This is a genomic window from Sphingomonas sp. Leaf198, from assembly GCF_001424005.1.
Lineage (GTDB): Bacteria > Pseudomonadota > Alphaproteobacteria > Sphingomonadales > Sphingomonadaceae > Sphingomonas.
Map to the genome: position 1 here is coordinate 682415 of NZ_LMPX01000002.1, position 18851 is coordinate 701265.

Sequence of the window (18851 nt, forward strand, 5' to 3'; positions counted from 1 at the left end):
CCCAGCGCGGTCTTTCCGACGATGACATCGGGATGACAGCGCATGGTGCAGCGCACAAGCGAATCTTGCGTACAATCGGGCTTTGACAGCACGCATGTTGCGCATGCGCCACAGTCGCGCTGGATAGCCGGTGCCAGCGGCGGGTACGTCTCAGCGCGCCTCTATGCTGATCGAACGCCGTTTTTCCCAGCCGTCGCGCTCCAGTTCCGGGGTGACCGCGTCGATCTCGGGATACCCGATGCAGAGATACGCCACCAGTTGCCACGTTTCGGGCACGTCCAGGATCTCGCGGATACGCGACGGGTCGAGGATCGAGACCCAGCCTAGGCCGATCCCTTGCGCGCGCGCCGCCAGCCACAGGGTGTGGACCGCGATGACGGCGGAATACGCCACGCTCTCGGGCATGGTCCGGCGGCCGAGACCGTGGCCCTGCTCCGGGTCGGGTTCGACGAACACCGCGACGTGACACGGCGCCTGTTCGAGCCCGGCGAGCTTGAGCCGCGCATAGTTGGCCACCCGCGTCTCGTCCTGCGTCGTCAACGCCACTGCATTGCACGCCTCGAAATCGGCCCGGACCGCGGCGCGGCGTGCAGGGTCGTCGACCGTGACGAACCGCCACGGCTGGCTGAGTCCGACCGATGGGGCGGCGTTCGCAGTCGCCAGCAATCGGTCGAGCAACCCGTCTGGCAACGCATCGCGCTGAAACCGCCGGACGTCGCGGCGCCAGCGGAACAGCGCGTCCAGCTCGGCCTGGAACGCGGGGCCGAAGATGGGTGCGTCAGCCTCCCGCGCGGACACGCCTCGATCGGAAATCGTCTAGACCTTTGCGGCAGAGAAAGCGGCGAGCCCGGCTTCGAGATCGGCGATCAGGTCGGCGGGGTCTTCGAGGCCGATCTGGAGGCGGACCATCGGGCCTGCGGCGTCGCGCTTTGTGACGCTGCGGTGGCGCTGCGGGTCGGCGGGGATGGCGAGGCTTTCGAAGCCGCCCCAGCTATAGCCTATGCCGAACAGCTGGAGTGCATCGATCAGGGCGGCGCGCGATGCCTCGTCGCCGCCGTTGAGGACGAACGAGAACAGGCCGCTGGAGCCCTTGAAGTCGCGCACGAACAGGTCGTGGCCGGGGCAGTCGGGAAGCGCGGGATGAAGCACCTGCGCGACTTCGGGACGGCCTTTGAGCCAGTTCGCGATCTGGAGCGCGCTCGACTGGTGCTGCGCGAGGCGCACCGCCATCGTCCGCAGCCCGCGGCTGCCAAGCCAGCAATCGTCGGGGCTGGCGACCTGGCCGAGCTGGAAACTCGTCTCGCGCAGTTTCTTGAAATGGCCGGACGCGGCGGTGACCGAGCCGAGCATGACGTCCGAATGGCCGACGACGTATTTGGTGCCAGCGAGGATCGTCAGGTCGACGCCGCGCTCGATCGCGGGGAAGAACAGCGGGGTCGCCCAGGTGTTGTCGAGCAGAGTGGTCACCCCCCTCGCCTTCGCCGCGGCGACGATCGCGGGGACGTCCTGCACCTCGAAGCTCAGCGATCCGGGGCTTTCCATGAAGATCGCCCGCGTGTTCTCGCCGATCAGGTCGGCGATGCCCGCGCCGATCATCGGGTCGTAATAGCGCGTGGTGATGCCGAACCGCTTGAGCAGGCCGCCCGCCATCCCGCGCGTCGGGTCGTAGGCGCTGTCGACCAGCAGCAATTCGTCGCCGGGGGACAGCACCGACAGCAACGCCGCCGCGATCGCCGCGACACCCGAGCAGTAGAGGAACGTGCCCTCCGCGCCGGGCTCGAGCGAGGTCAGCGCGTCGGCGAGGCTCCACTGCGTCGGCGTACCCTTGCGGCCGTAGAACAGCCGGTGATGCGTATCGCGCGTGGCGCTGTCGCGGAGATGGCCGACCGAATCGTAGAGGATCGTCGAGGCGCGCCAGACCGGCGGGCTGACGATACCTTGAGTCCATTCCGGGCGACGACCGGCGAGGACGACCTTGGTCGCGTCGCCGACCGGCTTGTTCGTGTCGCTCATGCCGTGCCTGTCGCCTTGAGTGTCGAGGGATCGCCGCCCCATTCGGACCAGCTGCCGTCGTACAGCGCTGCGTCGTTGCCGAGCAGGTGCGCGCCGAACGCCAGTACCGACGCGGTGATGCCGGAGCCGCAGGTCATCACGATCGGCTTCGCCAGGTCGATGCCCGCCTTGTCGAACTCGGCCTTCAGCGCGTCGCCGGTCTTCCACGTGCCGTCCGCGTTGAACACCGCCCCCTGCGGCAGGTTCTTCGAGCCCGGAATATGCCCCGGCGCGGTGCCCGGCCGCGGGTCTTCCTCCGCACCGGTGAAGCGCGACGCGGAGCGCGCGTCGAGCACCTGCTCCGCCCCGCTTTCAACGTTCGCCTTCATCTGGTCGAGATCGCGCACGCCTTTCAGGTCCGCCCAGGTCGTGAAGTGCCGATGCCGCGGCGTCTCTTTCCCCGTCGCGATCTCCCGCCCCTCGGCCTGCCACTTGGCGAACCCGCCGTCGAGAATCGCCACATTGTGCGCGCCGAACAGTCGCAACAACCACCACGCCCGCGCGGACGTGTGCCAGGGGGAGCTGTCGTACAGTACGATCCGGCTGCCATCGCCGAGCCCCAGCGTCTGCATCCGGCTCGCGAACTTCTCCGCCGACGGCAGCGTGTTAGGCAGGTCGCTGTCGGTATCACGCAACTCGCTGAGGTTCATGAACACCGCACCGGGGATGTGCGCCGCCTCATACTCCGCCGCCGCATCGCGCCCTTCCGCGTAGGTCGCATCGACAATCCTGAGATCGCTCGCGCCCAGTTCGTTCGCCAGCCATTCGGTGCTCACCAACGCGTCCATATGCGGCTCCTTGTGCTCGATCGGTCAGTAGCCAGCCGGGCCGCTCGCGTCGAGGGAGGCGAGGAACCCGGCCGCCTGCGCACGCGTCGCCTCGCGGTCCGCCTCCGACTGTTTCGCCCAGTTGCGATACGGCATCGCCAGCCGGTTGTTGCGGCCGAGCTTGTCCTCGTGCCGCGCGAGGAAATCCCAGTACAGCGCGTTGAACGGACAGGCATCGGGCCCGATCCGCTGCTTCACGTTGTACCGGCACGACCCGCAATAATCGGACATCCGATCGATATACGCGCCCGACGAGATATACGGCTTCGACCCCAACAAGCCGCCATCGCCGAACTGGCTCATCCCCAGCGTGTTAGGGAGTTCGACCCACTCGTACGCGTCAACATACACTTCAAGATACCATTGGTGCACCTTGGCTGGGTCCGCGCCGATCAACAGCGCGAAATTGCCCGTCACCATCAGCCGCTGGATGTGATGCGCGTGTGCCGTCTCCAGCGTCTGGCCGATCGCCTCGCGCAGGCAGTGCATGTCGGTCTCGCCGGTCCAGTACCAGCCGGGCAACTCGCGGTGATGATCGAGGAAGTTGCGCTCGACGTAATCCGGCCCCTCACGCCAGTAGATCCCGCGCATATATTCGCGCCAGCCGATGATCTGGCGAATGTACCCCTCGACCGCGTTGAGCGGCGCTCGACCGGCACGGTATTCCGCCTCCGCGCGCCGGCACAAATCGAGCGGATCGAGCAGCCCCGAATTGATGTACGGCGACAGGATCGAGTGCCACAGATGCCGCTCGCCGGTGAGCATCGCGTCCTCGTAATCCCCGAACTGCGCCAGCGCGTGGCGGAAGAAATTCGCCGCCTGCCGCTCCGCATCCTCCGCGGTCACGGCGTACTCAAATCCGTCGAGGCTCCCCGGATGATCCGCGAACCTTTCCGCCACCAGCGCCAGCACATCCTGCGTGATCGCGTCCGGCGCGAACACCAGCGGGCGCGGCATCAGCAGGTCGTTCTTGGCGGGCTTCCGGTTCTCCTTGTCGAAGTTCCAGCGATCGCCCTCGGGCTTGCCGGCGGCCATCAACAGCCCGGTGCGCGTCCGCATCTGGCGATAGAACCACTCCATCGTCAGCGTTTTCCGCTCCGCCGCCCAGGTCTCGAAATCGGCATGGCTGGCGAGGAAACGATCGTCGCTGCGGATCTCGACGGGGATGCCGAACAGCGTCTCCCAGCTTTCGAGCATCGCCATCACGCGCCACTCGCCGCCCTCGGTCACGACGATCCGCTCGGGGTTATGCCGCTCGATCGCGCGTGCGATCTCGCCGGTGAAGCTGCCCGCATTATCGGGGTCGTCGAGCTGCGTGTATTCGACCGTCCACCCGGCCTCGCGCAGCGCCTCGGCGTGGTGCCGCATCGCCGAGAGGATATACGCGATCTTGCGCTTGTGGTGGCGGACATAGGTCGTCTCCTCGTCGACCTCCATCATCAGCACGATCGTCGTCGCCGGATCGCAATCCCGCAACGAGGCGAGGTCGATCGTGAGCTGGTCGCCGAGGATCGGTACGAGTGTCGTCGTCATATCAGCACCCACTCCGTCACCCCGGACCTGTTCCGGGGTCCACCGTTCCGCACGCTCGCCGCCCGTGGAGTCCGCGGACGGGTGGATGCCGGAACGAGCCCGGCATGACGGAGGAAAGCATCAACCACTTTGCGGCATTCGAATCGCATCCTACATGGCGGCACATGACCGCTCCCCAGAACCCATTGCATCTCGGCCAGAACAGCGCCCTCCCCGCCTCTCCAGAAGAGGCCGTGCTCGATTATGTTCCGAACCCGCGGCCGGGCCGGACGTATCTGGTGCGGTTCGCGGCGCCCGAGTTCACGTCGCTGTGCCCCGTGACCGGCCAGCCCGACTTCGCGCACCTCGTGATCGACTATGTCCCCGGCGAGACGATCGTCGAATCCAAGTCGCTGAAACTGTTCCTGAGCAGCTTCCGCAACCATGCCGGGTTCCACGAGGATTGCACCGTCGGCATCGGCGAGCGCCTGTTCGACGAGATGAAACCGGTGTGGCTGCGCATCGGCGGCTATTGGTATCCGCGCGGCGGAATCCCGATCGACGTGTTCTGGCAATCGAGTGCACCGCCGCAAGATCTGTGGCTGCCGGATCAGGGTGTCGCCCCCTATCGCGGTCGTGGATGAGGGCCCAAGTCGACGACGCGAAATATCGATTTGATTTAGATTGATATTATTCCCGTGCTGCACTGCAGTATGTGATGAAACTTTATGCTACCTGAACCGTTCAAATGAATGCGCGACCGGGTTCTCCGAGAAGTGCGCGCTCAAACGAGGGACAGGGTATGGTGAAACCGGCGGACGGTGGGAATATCGCGCGACTGGCGCTGATCGGTAATTTCCTGCCGAGACAGTGCGGCATCGCCACCTTCACGACCGACGTTTTCACGGCCATGCGCGCGCGCTTCCCCGAGATCGCCGTCGACGTCTATGCGATGGACGATCACCCCGGCAAATACGACTACCCGGCCGAAGTCACCGGTACGATCCCCGAGCCCGAGCTGTCGGCCTATATCGACACCGCGCGGAAGATCGAAGCCAGTGGCGCGCAGGCGATTTGGCTCCAGCACGAATACGGCATCTTCGGCGGCCCGGCAGGCGAGCACATCCTAGCGCTGCTCGATCGCACCACGCTGCCCGTCATCGTCACGCTGCACACGATCCTCGAAAAGCCCAACGCCGATGAGCGCCGCGTGCTCGAAGGGCTGCTGCGTCGCGCCGCGCGCGTGATCGTCATGGCCGAGCGTGGCCGCGACATCCTCCAGCGTGTCTATGGTGCGAACTCGCGCCAGATCGTCATGATCCCGCACGGCGTGCCCGACCGCGATCTGCTCGATCCCGCCGTGCTGAAGGACAAGTTCGGCTGGGAAGGCCGGAAGGTTATGCTGACGTTCGGCCTGCTCGCGCCCAACAAGGGGATCGAGACGGTCATCAACGCGCTGCCCGCGGTGATCGCGAAGCATCCCGACCTGTTGTACGTCGTACTCGGCGCGACGCACCCGAACCTCGTCGCGTACGAGGGCGAGAAGTACCGCGACAAGCTGAAGGCGCTCGCCGCCGAGAAGGGTGTCGCCGACAACGTCTCGTTCGTCGATGCCTTCCTCGAGCATGGCGAACTGCTCGACTATCTCCAGGCGGCGGACGTCTATGTGACGCCGTACACCAACCCGGCGCAGATCACGTCGGGCACGCTCAGCTACGCGATCGGCGTCGGCAAGCCCGTCATCTCGACGCCGTACGTGCACGCGACCGAGATTCTCGCGGATGGCCACGGCGTGCTCGTCCCGTTCGGCGACGTCGATGCATTCGCACGCGAGATCGATGCGCTGATGTCGAACGACCGCGATCGCAACCGTCTGGCCGAGCGTGCCTATGCGCGCGGCCGCACGATGATCTGGCCGAAGCTCGCCGAGGCGATGATGACGGAGATCCGTGCGATCGTGGCGGCGCGCCCTTTTCGCCTCGCCAAGGTGCCAGCCCCGCTGAAGCAGCTGACGCCTGATTTCGCCGCAGTCGAGCGGATGAGCGATTCGACCGGTATGCTCCAGCATTCGATCTACTCGATCCCCGATCGTCGCCACGGCTACTGCATCGACGACAATTGCCGCGCGCTGATGCTGATGAGCGCGCTGCCCGACCTCGACGACGTCACCCGCGACAAGTGGATGACGATCTACGCGTCGTTCGTGCAATACGCCTGGAACCCGGACACGCGCCGGTTCCGCAACTTCATGAACTTCGATCGCACCTGGTGCGAGGATTCGGGGTCGGAAGATTCGAACGGTCGCACGCTCTGGTCGCTCGGCGTCACCGCGCGCGATGCGCAGGCCGCCAAGCATCGCGATTGGGCGACCGCGATGTTCGATTCCACCGCGTCGATGGCCTTGGAGCTCGGCAGTCTCCGCGCGCAGGCGTTCGCGATGCTCGGCGCGGCGGCGATGCTGGAGGCCAAGCCCGGTCACCAGCTGTCGCTGTCGATCCTCGAAGCCTTCCCCAAGGTCCATCTCGACCTGCTCGCCAAGGCGCGCCGTCCAGAGTGGCAGTGGTTCGAGATCGTGCTTGCCTACGACAATACGCGCCTTCCGCAGGCGCTGATCCGCGCAGGCCAGGCGCTCGGGCGTCAGGACCTGATCGACTGCGGCCTCGCCACGCTCGACTGGATCGTCGCGAAGCAGACCTCGCCCGAGGGCCGTTTCCGCGCGGTCGGTTCGGAGAGCTTCAACCGCCCCTATGCCGAGCCGTTGCAGTTCGACCAGCAGCCGCTGGAGGCGCAGGCGACCGTCGACGCATGTGCTGCAGCGTACGACGCGACCGGTGACGTGCGCTGGCGTGACGAAGCGTTGCGCGCCTATGGCTGGTTCCTCGGCGTCAACGACCTCGACCTGCCGCTTGCGAGCGTCGCGGACGGCGGTTGCTATGACGGCCTGATGCCGACCGGGCTCAACCGAAACCAGGGTGCCGAGTCGATTTTGGCGCTCCAACTCGCAAGTTGTGCCATTTCAGGGGTATCAAAGGCAGCGCAAAGCGTGGCAGGAGCGGCGCGCGTCGTCGCCTAGCCACGCTAGAGACAGCCTGACAGGCGACGGTGCGCTGAGTGGAACGACGCGGGGCACTGCTACGATGGATCTGTTCAACCACCAGCTGCGGCTGCACGCGGACCCTTCGCGTGTCGTCGTGCGGCCATTCCATATCGCCTGGGGCGGTCATGGCGGCGCACCGAGCCGCACCGAGCGGCTCGTCGGCGAAGTGCTGGAAATGTCGCCCGCACAGGCGCGCGCGCAGCTCGAGGTCGTGCTGAAGGATTTCGAGGCACGCCACTGGCAGACGCGGCGTGTGTTCATGACGCGCTACGACCAGATCGAGGACATGCTCGGGCTGAACGGCGCGGAGATCGGCGACGAGAAGCGCCAGCTGATCGGCGCGTATTTCTGCCACGAATACAGCTATGCCGCCGCCGCGCTGATGAACCCCAGCGCGGTGCCGCATTTCGACCAGTCGGGCATGCCGCCAGGCTCGATGCGGATTCTGATGAGCCTGCGGGCCGTCGGCGAGGGCCACATCTCGTCGGTCGCCTTCCGCGAGGGCATCATCACCTGCGAAAACCAGATGAAGCTCGCGCCCGAACCTCCGTTCGCGACCGCGACCGATGCGGTCGGCAGCGGCGAGGACGAGATGCCGATCGGCCCCGTCACCGTCTATCGCCACCGCGACAGCACGCTGAGCGGCACGGTGATCTTCCCGATCACGCAGGCGCAGTCGAAGGGCCTCGAGGATCTCCGCATCGTCCGCTTCCAGCACGAGGACGGCGACTACGAGTGGATCGGCACCTACACCGCGTATAACGGCTCGGTGATCCAGTCCGAACTGATGCGCACCCGCGATTTCCGCGCGTTCGACCTCGTGCCGATGACCGGCCCTGCCGCGCGGAACAAGGGCATGGCGCTGTTCCCACGGAAGGTGAACGGCCAGTACATGATGATCGGCCGGCAGGACGGCGAGAACCTGTTCCTGCTGAAATCCGACACGCTGACCGACTGGGACGACGGCGAAAAGATCCTGACGCCCGAATATCCGTGGGAGCTGGTGCAGATCGGCAATTGCGGCCCGCCGATCGAGCTCGACGAGGGCTGGCTGCTGCTCACCCACGGCGTCGGCGCGATGCGCAAATATTCGATCGGCGCGGTGCTGCTCGACAAGGACGATCCGTCGAAGGTGATCGGCCGGACGAGCCAGCCGATTCTGGCGGCGAAGGACCAGGACCGCGAGGGGTATGTGCCCAACGTCGTCTATAGCTGCGGTGCGCTGAAGCATGGCGACACGATCTTCATGCCGTACGGGATCGCCGACAGCTCGGTGGGCTTCGCGTTCGTGCCGATCAAGGACATGCTTGCGGCAATGAAGTGAAGGGGGCGTTCCACGGACGCCATCCTTCTCCCACGTGTAAGCACCAGCCCCGCGTAAGCACCACCCCGGCGAAAGCCGGGGCCCAATTGGGGGACGCAGATAACGGCGAACTGCGCTCCGTTACTCCCACCTTTCCAATTGGGCCCCGGCCTCCGCCGGGGTGGTAGAGTGGGCTAGGTCCTGACCCAATCTTGTTCTCCCGCGAAGGCGGGAGCCCAGTCTGGATCCCCGCCTTCGCGGGGAAACAAGCTTACCGCGAAGCCGCCATAGTCCGCCGGTACATCACCCAGGTCAGCACCGCGAACAGCAGCGTCCCGCCAACCAGCGCCACGCTCGCAAACCCGTCCCCAACGAGCGCCAACGGCGTCTCCTTGTTGGTCAGATACACGATCCCCGCAAAGCCAACGCCCCACAGCGACTCCCCGACGATCATCCCGGTAGCGGTCAGCACGCCCATCCGCTTCGCCAACTCAGGATCGCGAGCGCGGTCCGCCCAACGATCATACGCGAACCCCACAACCGCCCCGATCGTGACCGGCAACGTCACCGACATCGGCAGATACACACCGAGCCCGACCCCCAGCGGCGGCAACCGCAGCTTCCCTGCCTTGCCTAGCAACTCGTCGACCGCGATCACGACCACGCCAGTCAGCGCCCCATATCCGATCATCGCCCAGTTCAGATTGCCCCCCAGCACGCCCTTCGCCAGCGCCGAGATCAACGCCGCCTGAGGCGCCGCGAGCGCATTCGGCCCCGCCCCCGGCGCGCCCGCGAACCCGAGCGTGCTTCCCAGCAAGTTCAGCACCGGCGGCACGACGATCGACCCGAACACCACGCCGATCAGCAACGCGACCTGCTGCTTCCACGGCGTCGCGCCGACCAGCTGGCCCGTCTTCAGATCCTGCAGATTGTCGTTCGAGATCGTCGCAATCCCAAACACGATACCCGTCACGATCAACCCGTAGGCGACCAGCGCCTGCGTCGTCCCCGGCGCGACCGCGCGGCCGAACCACGACACCAGCAGGATCGACGCGGCGAGGATGGCGAGGATGCCGATCCCCGACACCGGCGAATTCGACGCGCCGATCAGCCCCGCCATGTACCCGCACACTGCCGCGATCACGAGACCGATAACGAGGATGAACACGAGGCTCCCCGCGATCAATCCGATCGCCGACGCCTCCAGCGGACCACCCTGAAGCACGGTCCACAACAGGATGCCGATCGGCACCAGCATCGCCAGCGAACCGATCCCGACGATCCCGATCGGAATGTCGCGCTCTTCGAGAGCCAGCACTTCGCCGCCACGCTTCGCCGCCGAAGCCGCCAACGCCGAGCGTACGCCACCCACGACGGGCCCGGCGATCTTCAACAATGTCCAGATCGCCGCGACCCCGATCACGCCTGCACCGAAGAAGCGGACGTCAGAGCGGAACACGGTGTTGGCGATCACTTCCGCGGTCCCGGTGACGCTGCCACCCGAGGTCAGGATCGGCAGCAGGACCCACCAGCCGATCACCACGCCCGCGAACATCGCCATGCCGACCGAGATACCGACCAGATGCCCGGCCCCCAGCAACGCGAACGACAGCCCGCCCGAGATCCCGGTCGCGCCCGCGCCGACGCGGAACCACGTCGCGGCCTCGGCGGCGGCGAGCTTGGTCTGCGTCAGGATCGCGAACCCGGCGGAGACGACCGCGTTGGCGACGATGATGCCGAGCCCGCGCGCGCTCTCCTCGCCACCTTCGCGGCTGCCGGCGCCGACCTTCAGCACTTCGGCAGCCGCGCGCCCCTCCGGATACGGCAGCACGGTGTCGACGACGAGCGCACGGCGCAGCGGCACCGAGAACAGCACGCCGAGCACGCCGCCGAACATCGTGATCGCCGCAGTGGTGAAGAACGGAAAGCCCTGCCACCAGCCGATCATCACCAGCCCCGGCAGCACGAAGATGATCGCCGCCAGCGTGCCGGCGGCGGACGCGATCGTCTGGACGATGTTGTTCTCGAGGATCGTCGAATCCTTGAACAACCGCAGCACCGCCATCGAGATCACCGCTGCCGGGATCGACGTCGCGAACGTCAGCCCGATCTTGAGCCCGAGATACACGTTGGCCGCGGTGAACAGCAGCGTGATGATCCCGCCGAGCACGATCCCGCGAAAGGTCAGTTCGCGCATGCTGGTCTCGGGGCCCGTGTCGGTTACGCCCCGCGTCGCGTCGGTCATCTGATGTGTCCTGAAAATTCAGGTTCCCGAATGCCGCGTAAGCTGTTGGAGCGCAACTACCGCCGCCCCCCCGTCCGTCATGCCGGGCTCGTTCCGGCATCCACCGTTCCACTTGATCGAGAGACGTGAGTTCGCGGAACGGTAGACCCCGGAACGAGTCCGGGGTGACGGAGGGCTGGGGAAGCCGATCGTGCATCAGAAGAATGTTCTCCCGCGAACGCGGGAGTCCAGACTGCGCTGCCGCCTTCGCGAGAGAACAAGGAAGAGCGAGCCCCCCTCCCCGAACCTACCGCGCCGCCATCCGCCGTGCGAAATGCACCTCGACCGCCCGAGTGACACTCTCCGCGATCCGGTGCCGCCCTTCTTCGCTGTCGAGAAACGCCGCATCCTGCGGGTTCGAGATATACCCCGTCTCGAACAGGATAGACGGCATGTCCGGCGCCTTCAGCACCATCAGCGACGCCATCCGGTGGAAGTTCGCCTTCAACGGCATCAACGGCCTGGCCTCGCGCCCGAGCAACCGCGCGAACGTCGCCGAGGCGTTCATCGTCTCGCGCTGCGTCAGGTCGATCAAGATCGACGACACGTCCGCAGGCGCCTCGCCGAGATTGACGCCCGAGATCACGTCCGCCTTGTTCTCGCGCGCCGCCAGCCGCGCGGCTTCCTTGTCCGACGCCACCTCGGACAACGTGTACGCCGTCGCGCCGGTCGCGTTCTCCGACCCAGTGCTGTCGCAATGGATCGAGATGAACAGATCGCCCTTCAACCGCCGAGCAACCCCATACCGCTCGCGCAAGATCAAATAGCGGTCGTCGTTCCGCGTCAGCGCCACGCGGACGCGCCCAGACGCCAGCAGCTCGTCGCGGATCGCCTTGGCGACCTTCAGCGTCACGTCCTTCTCGCGCAGGCCGTTAGGCCCGATCGCGCCGGGATCGACACCGCCATGCCCCGCATCGATCACCACCAGCGGCCGCGTATCGTCGCCCTGCACCCGCGGCAGTTTCATGCCCCGCGCCTTGGGCGGCACCGGCACCGACACCTTGTACTTAGGCCGCGACGCAGCCCCGAAATTGAACGGGAAGAAGTTCAGCGGCCCGGCGATGCCGGCTTCCGCGAACTGGTCGTAATCGACCGTGCGCAGCGCCAGCGTCAGCTCGCGGCCGTCGGAGTCGAACCCGCCGTCGGTGACGATCGCCGGCTCGGCCAGATCGAACACCATCCGCATCCCAGATCGCCCGCTGCGCATCTGCGTGACGCCGGTCACCAACCCGCGCCCGACAACCTCGCGCCCCGGCGTAGCGCCCGACACATCGACCGCGATCTGGCGCGGGCCGGTCAGCACGCGGCTGGCGGCATCGCCGACCGCCTCGTCGAAGCGGATGACGATCCGCCCGTCCCTGATCGCAACGCTCTGCACGGTCGCCGCCCAGGCGGGGACGCTCGCCAGCCAGCCGGCGATGAGGGCGATGACCGTCAACACCTCGCGTCCTTGCCGTGCGGCCCTGCCGCCGGTCCAGCGAAAACCCATGCTACACCCCTTTGATCGATACATCCGATCTCTGTGTGCGAGCGATAGCGCTTCGCATCACAAGACGCGGTTGCGCAGTGCGGTTAATTTGCCGTTTGCCACGTATTGGCCGGCAAGGCTCTGCCGCCCCGGCAAGTCTGCGCCTCGCTGCCCCTATTTCGAGCCGAAACGTCCACGAAAGCGACGGTTCCGGGGCTAGTTGCGAGATCGGGTATGCAGTGCTAGTCCTGTCGTACAGCCGTGTGTCGCCTGGATTTTACCAGCGACGCGCCGGTCTCGACGCCCGCCAGCGGATCCTCGCCGGCGCGGCAATTCAGGTTGACGCTCGAATGACGCATTCCCCCCGCCCCGCACTCCGACCGGCCTTCGCCGACGGACTCGCGGTCGTGCGGGCGCCGCAGGGAGAGTTCCCGCGGCATGCACTTCGCGCAGAGGCAGTTTCGCATACCATCCGCGAGTCCGGGCGTCCGTGCCCGACCGCACCACCATCAAGCGCGCGACGGCTGCCGACAGGCCCGGCGCGCGCGCGGAGAACCTATAATGACAACGCGCATGCTGATCGACGCACGCCACCGGGAAGAGACCCGGATCGCAGTCGTCAAGGGTAACCGGATCGAGGAATTCGATTTCGAGAGTGCCGAACGCAAGCAGCTCAAGGGCAATATCTACCTCGCCAAGGTCACGCGGGTCGAGCCGTCGCTCCAGGCGGCGTTCATCGATTACGGCGGCAATCGCCACGGCTTCCTCGCATTCAGCGAGATCCACCCCGATTACTACCAGATCCCCAAGGAAGATCGCGACGCGCTGCTCCGTGAGGAAGCCGAGCACGCCGCCGAGGAAGCCGCCCTGCGCGCCGACTACGACTCGGACGAAGACGAGGGTGACGACGAGGACGACATCGAGCGCTTCGAGGACGATGGCGGGGTAGATCCCGACGTCGCCGAAGAACTCGAGGGCGGCGAGTCCGGCGACGCCCCGCGACGGAAACGCAAGCCGAGCGCCGACGATGCCGCGGTCGAGGACCTGCGCGAGCGTCGCATGAACCTGCGCCGCCGCTACAAGATCCAGGACGTGATCCATCGCCGCCAGGTGCTGCTCGTCCAGGTCGTCAAGGAAGAGCGCGGCAACAAGGGCGCGGCGCTGACCACGTACCTTAGCCTCGCCGGTCGCTACTGCGTGCTGATGCCGAACACGTCGCACGGCGGCGGCATCTCGCGGAAGATCTCGAACGCGGGCGATCGCAAGCGCCTCAAGACGATCATGGCCGACATGCAGCTGCCGCCGTCGATGGGCTGCATCGTCCGCACCGCGGGCCTCCAGCGCTCGAAGGTCGAGATCAAGCGCGACTTCGATTACCTCGCCCGCCTCTGGGACGGCATCCGCGAAGCCACGCTCAAGGCGTCGGCCCCCGCGCTCGTCTACGGCGACAGCGACCTGATCAAGCGCGCGATCCGCGACATCTACAACAAGGAAATCGAAGAGGTCATCGTCGAGGGCGAGGACGGCTATCGCCAGGCGCGCGAGTTCATGCGCCTGCTGATGCCGACGCACGCCCGCCGCATCAAGCATTACGCCGACCCCGTGCCGCTGTTCCAGCGCGCCGGCGTCGAGGATCAGCTTGCCGCGATGTACCACCCCGTCGTCCAGCTGAAGTCGGGCGGCTACCTGGTCATCAACCCGACCGAGGCGCTCGTCTCGATCGACATCAACTCCGGCCGGTCGACGCGCGAGCATTCGATCGAGCAGACCGCGACCGCGACCAACCTCGAGGCCGCCCAGGAAATCGGCCGCCAGCTCCGCCTGCGCGACATGGCCGGGCTCGTCGTCATCGACTTCATCGACATGGATAACAATTCCAACGTCCGTAAGGTCGAGAAGGCGATGAAGGAGGCGCTCAAGAACGATCGCGCGCGCATCCAGATCGGCCGCATCTCGTCCTTCGGCCTCATGGAGATGAGCCGCCAGCGGCTGCGCACCGGCGTGCTCGAAGCGTCGACGCGCGCCTGCCCGCATTGCGAGGGCACCGGCCTCGTTCGTACCGCTTCGTCGTCGGGCATCTCCGCACTCCGCCTCATCGAGGACGAGGCCGCCCGCGGTCGCGGTTCGCTGCTCACCCTGCGCGCCAGCCAGGAAGCGGCGGTCTACATCCTCAACCGCAAGCGTGCCGACATCGCCGAGATCGAGGATCGTTACGGCGTGATCGTCGAGATCATCCCCGGCCAGGACGAGGAGGGCGCGCACATGACGGTCGAGGCCAGCGGCCCGCCGCCCGCGCACGCGCCGAAGTTCGTCCAGATCATCGAGGAAGACGAAGACGACCTCCCCGAGGAGATCGAGGACGAGATCGAGGAAGAAGAGGTCGAGGAGGCCGAAGCCGAGCAGCCGCGCCGTCGTGAAGCTCGCGAAGGCAATGGCGAGCAGCGTGCACCGCGTGAAAACGGTCGCGATGCGGATGGTGAAGGCGGCAAGAAGCGCCGCCGTCGTCGCGGTCGTCGCGGTCGTGCACGTCCCGGTGAGGAAGGTGCAGCAGAGGGCGTCAACGAGGACGGCACGTTCGAGGACGCCGACACCAACGTCGAGGAGATCGACGAGGTCGAGGGCGACATCGTCGAAGTCGGCGGTGGCGAAATGGTCTCGGCTGGTGCGCCATCCGAGCAGGCCAATGGCGCAGAGGGCGAAGGCCGTCGTCGTCGCGGTCGTCGGGGACGTCGTGGCGGTCGCCGTAACGAGCAGGGCGCCGAGAACGGCCAGTCGGTCGCCGTCAGCAGCGTCGACGACGCCCAGCTGATCGCCGAGGCGCCTGAGCCGGAAGCGTATGAGCCGGTCGAGTCGACCTATGCCGAGCCGCCTTACGAACCGGCGTTCGAACCAGTGGTCGAAGAAACCCCGGTCGCGGAAGTCGCCGAGGGTCCGAAGATGCGCCGTCGTCCACGTGCCCGTGCGGCAGCCGCAGCGGCGAACATCGCCGAGGCGGTCGCCGATGCAGCACCCAAGGCGCGCCGTGGCCGCAAGCCACGCGCGGTCGAGGCAGACGCCGAGACGGTTGCACCGGAGCCAGTGGTTCCGGCGCCGATCGCTCCGGAGCCCGTCGCGGCCGAGCCGGCCGCACCGAAGCCCGGTCGTCGTCGTCGCGAAGCGGTTGCAGAAGCAACGATGGAAGAGGTGAGCGCAACGCCCGCCGAGACCATCGAAGCCTCGGCGCCCAAGCCCAAGCGTGCACGTCGCAAGGCGTCGGACGCGGTGGTGGAAGCGCCAGCGGTTGAAGAGGCGGTCGTCGAGGAAGCCCCCGCCAAGGTCGCCAAGCCCCGCGGTCGTCCGCGGAAAGCAGCCGTGGTCGATGCCGGCGATGCCGCCCCGACCAGCGAGCCCCTCGCCGAGCCGATCGCAACCACCCCGCCCAAGGCCGAAGTCCAGCCCCAGGACGTCGCGACTTCTGACACCAACGACGGCGCTAACGACGACCCCGACGGCGCCCCCCGCCGCGGCTGGTGGCAGCGCACCTTCGGCTAACGCCGGAGCCTAGCCACGACGAACGGGCGCGACCGAAAGGCCGCGCCCGTTTTCGTTTGCGGGGTGGATCGCCCCTAAGATTGTACGGTGTCTGTCAGCAACCGACGCCCTACGGCGACAGCAAGAAATTTGTTTCCCCGCGAAGGCGGGGACCCAGACTGGGCACCCGCCTTCGCGGGTGAACACGACAGGAGGGCGGCCCTGGGTTTGTGTTCTAGCTCCTCTGATGATGCACGCCGAGCTCCCCCCACCAACCACCACCCCGGCGAAGGCCGGGGCCCAATTGGAAAGGTGGCAATAACGAAGCGCCACCCTCAGTTAGCCCGGTCCCCCAACTGGACCCCGGCCTCCGCCGGGGCGGTGCCCTGATAGCCAGGGAGGAAACCAATTGCCGGGGAAGTGGCCGACAGCCGGCGTAGCAACCCGCAATGCCCCTCTCAAACCCCTGTCCTACACACCCAAACCCTGCTCCCCTCCCCCAATGCCACCCACACTCCCAACCGACCGCAAAACAGCTCCCAGCGTCTGCACTTCCTGTACTTCACTCCACCGCACGCCCGACCGCACGACCATTGCCCCCCCGCCCCCAATCGACGATACCCCGTAATATGAAGCGCTTCGTAGCCGCCGCAGCCACCGCCCTCCTCCTCTGGACGACGCCCCTCCAGGCCCAGTCGATCCTCCGCGATGCCGAAACCGAAACCATGTTCGCGGAGATGTCGAACCCGCTGATCAAGGCGGCCGGCCTCTCGACGCGCGACGTGAAGGTCGTCCTCATCAACGACGAATCGATCAACGCGTTCGTCGCCGGCGGCCAGACCGTCTACGTCCACTCAGGGCTGATCCAGGCCGCCGACAACGCCAACGAAGTCCAGGGCGTCATCGCGCACGAGCTCGGCCACATCGCCGACGGCCATGTCGTCCTCGCCGACCGCGGCACCAAGCCGGCAATGGGCATGTACCTGCTCTCGATGGTCCTCGGCCTCGCCGCGATGGCAGCCGGCAGCGGCGAAGCAGGCGCCGGAATCATGGCGGCGGGCCAGCAGGCGGCGATGGGCAGCTACCTCTCGTTCAGCCGCGTCCAGGAATCGACCGCAGACGCGACCGGCGCCAAATTCCTCCGCGAGGCGAACGTCTCGGGCCGCGGCATGCTCAGCTTCTTCAAGAAATTGCAGCAGCAGGAATACCGCTTCGGCACCGCCAACATCGATCCCTTCATGCAATCGCATCCGCTCTCGGGCGAGCGCGTCGCGACGCTCACCGCCGACCTCCAAGCGTCGCCCGCCTGGGCCAACAAGCCCGACGCCGCGCTGGAGGAACGCTTCCGCCGCGTGAAGGCCAAGCTCGCCGGCTACGTCATGCCGGCCGACCAGACGCTGCAAGCCTACCCGCCCAGCAACCAGTCGATCTACGCCCACTACGCCCGCGCCTACGCGTATCACAAGGCCGGCTACCCCGACAAAGCCGACGCCGAAGCCAACGCACTGGTAAAGGCCGAGCCGACCGACCCGTATTTCCTCGAGATCAAGGGGCAGATCCTGCTCGAGGCGGGCAAGCCGACCGAGTCGCTCGTCCCCCTGCGCGAGGCCACCGAAGGCTCGCGCAACAACCCGCTGATCGCCACCACCTTCGGCCACGCGCTGATCGCGACCGAGAACAAGGCGAACTACCCCGAGGCGACTCGCGTGTTGCGCACCGCAGTCGGCCGCGACGACCAGAACCCGTTCGCCTGGATGCAGCTCGGCACGGTCTACGAACTGACCGGTGACACCGCGCGCGCCGCGCTCGCCACCGCCGAGCGCGCCAGCATGGGCGGCGACATGCGGACTGCCTCGGCGAGCGCACAATATGCGCTCGCGAACATCCCGGCGAACACCACCGACTGGATCCGCGCGCAGGATATCGCGATGGCCGCGCAGAACGAGATGGACGACAATCCCAAGCAGTATAAGCGCCGCAAATGAGCAAACTTACATTCCCGGCGATCGCTATTGCCGGCGCCGTCATCGGAGGCCTCGCGGTCTGGGGTTTCGACCGCCAGGGCGGCGGCGTAGAGCGCGCGCAGGTCGAATCCATCGTCCACGACTATGTGCTGGCGCACCCCGAGATCCTCCCCGAGGCGATGGAGAAACTGCGCGACCGCGAGTCGGGCAAGACCGTCACCGCCAACCGCGACGCGATCGTCACCCCGTTCGGCAGCGCCTGGGCCGGCAACCCCAAGGGCGACGTCACGCTCGTCGAGTATTTCGACTATAATTGCGGATATTGCCGCGCGAGCCTGCCGATGATCGCCAAGCTGATCGCCGCCGATCCGAAGGTGCGGGTCGTCTTCCGCGAACTCCCGATCCTCAGCGCCGAAAGCCGCATCGCCGCGCGCGCCAGCCTCGCCGCCGCACAACAGGGCAAGTTCGCCACCTTCCACGACGCGCTCTACGCCGGCGGCCCGGTCAGCGACACCTCGATCGCTGCGGCCGCGAGCAAGGCCGGGGTCGACACGACGCAGGCGAGCTTCACCAAGACCGCCGACGCCGAGATCGCCAAGAACATGGAAACAGCGGCCAAACTCGGCATGACTGGTACGCCAAGCTGGGTGGTAGGCGACCGCGTGTTGTCGGGGGCTCTGCCGCTTGAGGACCTCCAGAAAGCGGTAGCGGCAGCGCGCGCAAGCTAACCCCTCCCACTCCGTCACCCCGGACTGGTTCCGGGGGCCACCGTCCCGCAAACTCTCAGGCCGCTGATACGCGGAAGGGTGGATGCCGGAACAAGCCCGGCATGAC

General features: G+C 66.7%; 12 protein-coding genes. 6 read left to right on the forward strand and 6 right to left on the reverse strand.

Annotated elements, in window-relative coordinates:
• Nucleotides 1-150: 150 nt before the first annotated feature.
• Genes bluB through ASG20_RS10215 form a run of 4 tightly spaced genes read right to left on the reverse strand, consistent with a single transcriptional unit; the run spans nucleotide 151 to nucleotide 4412 of the window.
• Nucleotides 151-798 carry a 5,6-dimethylbenzimidazole synthase gene (gene bluB / locus ASG20_RS10200; RefSeq protein ID WP_056051619.1) on the reverse strand — a complete coding sequence of 216 codons (648 nt, stop codon included), beginning with the start codon at nucleotides 796-798 and terminating at the stop codon, nucleotides 151-153.
• Between the two features lie 18 nt (nucleotides 799-816).
• The gene (metC, locus tag ASG20_RS10205; RefSeq protein ID WP_056051622.1) at nucleotides 817-2013 is read right to left on the reverse strand and encodes a cystathionine beta-lyase; all 1197 of its coding nucleotides are present in this window, start codon (nucleotides 2011-2013) and stop codon (nucleotides 817-819) included.
• Nucleotides 2010-2840 (reverse strand): sulfurtransferase, encoded by an 831-nt coding sequence (locus ASG20_RS10210; protein WP_056051623.1) that lies wholly within the window; start codon nucleotides 2838-2840, stop codon nucleotides 2010-2012. Before ASG20_RS10210 ends, metC begins: the two co-directional genes overlap by 4 nt.
• Nucleotides 2841-2864: 24 nt before the next feature.
• Entirely contained in the window at nucleotides 2865-4412 is a 1548-nt protein-coding gene (locus ASG20_RS10215) for a cryptochrome/photolyase family protein (protein ID WP_056051626.1), read from the reverse strand.
• Between the two features lie 164 nt (nucleotides 4413-4576).
• Between ASG20_RS10215 and queF the strand changes: the two genes are divergently transcribed.
• The 3 genes from queF (at nucleotide 4577) to ASG20_RS10230 (ending at nucleotide 8812) form a co-directional block, all read left to right on the forward strand.
• Nucleotides 4577-5035, forward strand: coding sequence for a preQ(1) synthase (gene queF, locus ASG20_RS10220; protein ID WP_056053016.1), 459 nt, complete (start codon nucleotides 4577-4579; stop codon nucleotides 5033-5035).
• A gap of 158 nt (nucleotides 5036-5193) precedes the next feature.
• The gene (locus ASG20_RS10225) at nucleotides 5194-7464 is read left to right on the forward strand and encodes a glycosyltransferase family 4 protein (RefSeq protein WP_056051628.1); all 2271 of its coding nucleotides are present in this window, start codon (nucleotides 5194-5196) and stop codon (nucleotides 7462-7464) included.
• Nucleotides 7465-7528: 64 nt separating this feature from the next.
• On the forward strand, nucleotides 7529-8812 hold the full coding sequence (locus ASG20_RS10230; protein WP_056051630.1) for a glycoside hydrolase family 130 protein: 1284 nt from the start codon (nucleotides 7529-7531) through the stop codon (nucleotides 8810-8812).
• Nucleotides 8813-9062: 250 nt separating this feature from the next.
• On the opposite strand, the gene ASG20_RS10235 is transcribed toward ASG20_RS10230, so the two are convergent.
• Entirely contained in the window at nucleotides 9063-11036 is a 1974-nt protein-coding gene (locus tag ASG20_RS10235) for an OPT family oligopeptide transporter (protein ID WP_056051633.1), read from the reverse strand.
• A gap of 286 nt (nucleotides 11037-11322) precedes the next feature.
• A complete protein-coding gene (locus ASG20_RS10240) occupies nucleotides 11323-12564 on the reverse strand; it encodes an N-acetylmuramoyl-L-alanine amidase (RefSeq protein WP_056051635.1) in 1242 nt (413 codons plus the stop codon).
• 540 nt (nucleotides 12565-13104) lie between these two features.
• Between ASG20_RS10240 and ASG20_RS10245 the strand changes: the two genes are divergently transcribed.
• The 3 genes from ASG20_RS10245 (at nucleotide 13105) to ASG20_RS10255 (ending at nucleotide 18745) form a co-directional block, all read left to right on the forward strand.
• Nucleotides 13105-16074: a ribonuclease E/G gene (locus ASG20_RS10245; RefSeq protein WP_231420244.1), complete on the forward strand. Its 2970-nt coding sequence runs from the start codon at nucleotides 13105-13107 to the stop codon at nucleotides 16072-16074.
• Nucleotides 16075-16682: 608 nt separating this feature from the next.
• Complete coding sequence (locus tag ASG20_RS10250) at nucleotides 16683-18038, forward strand: M48 family metalloprotease (RefSeq protein ID WP_056051639.1); 1356 nt, start codon at nucleotides 16683-16685, stop codon at nucleotides 18036-18038.
• Nucleotides 18035-18745 carry a DsbA family protein gene (locus ASG20_RS10255; RefSeq protein ID WP_056051640.1) on the forward strand — a complete coding sequence of 237 codons (711 nt, stop codon included), beginning with the start codon at nucleotides 18035-18037 and terminating at the stop codon, nucleotides 18743-18745. The genes ASG20_RS10250 and ASG20_RS10255 overlap by 4 nt, the downstream gene beginning before the upstream one ends.
• The last annotated feature ends 106 nt before the right edge of the window (nucleotides 18746-18851 follow it).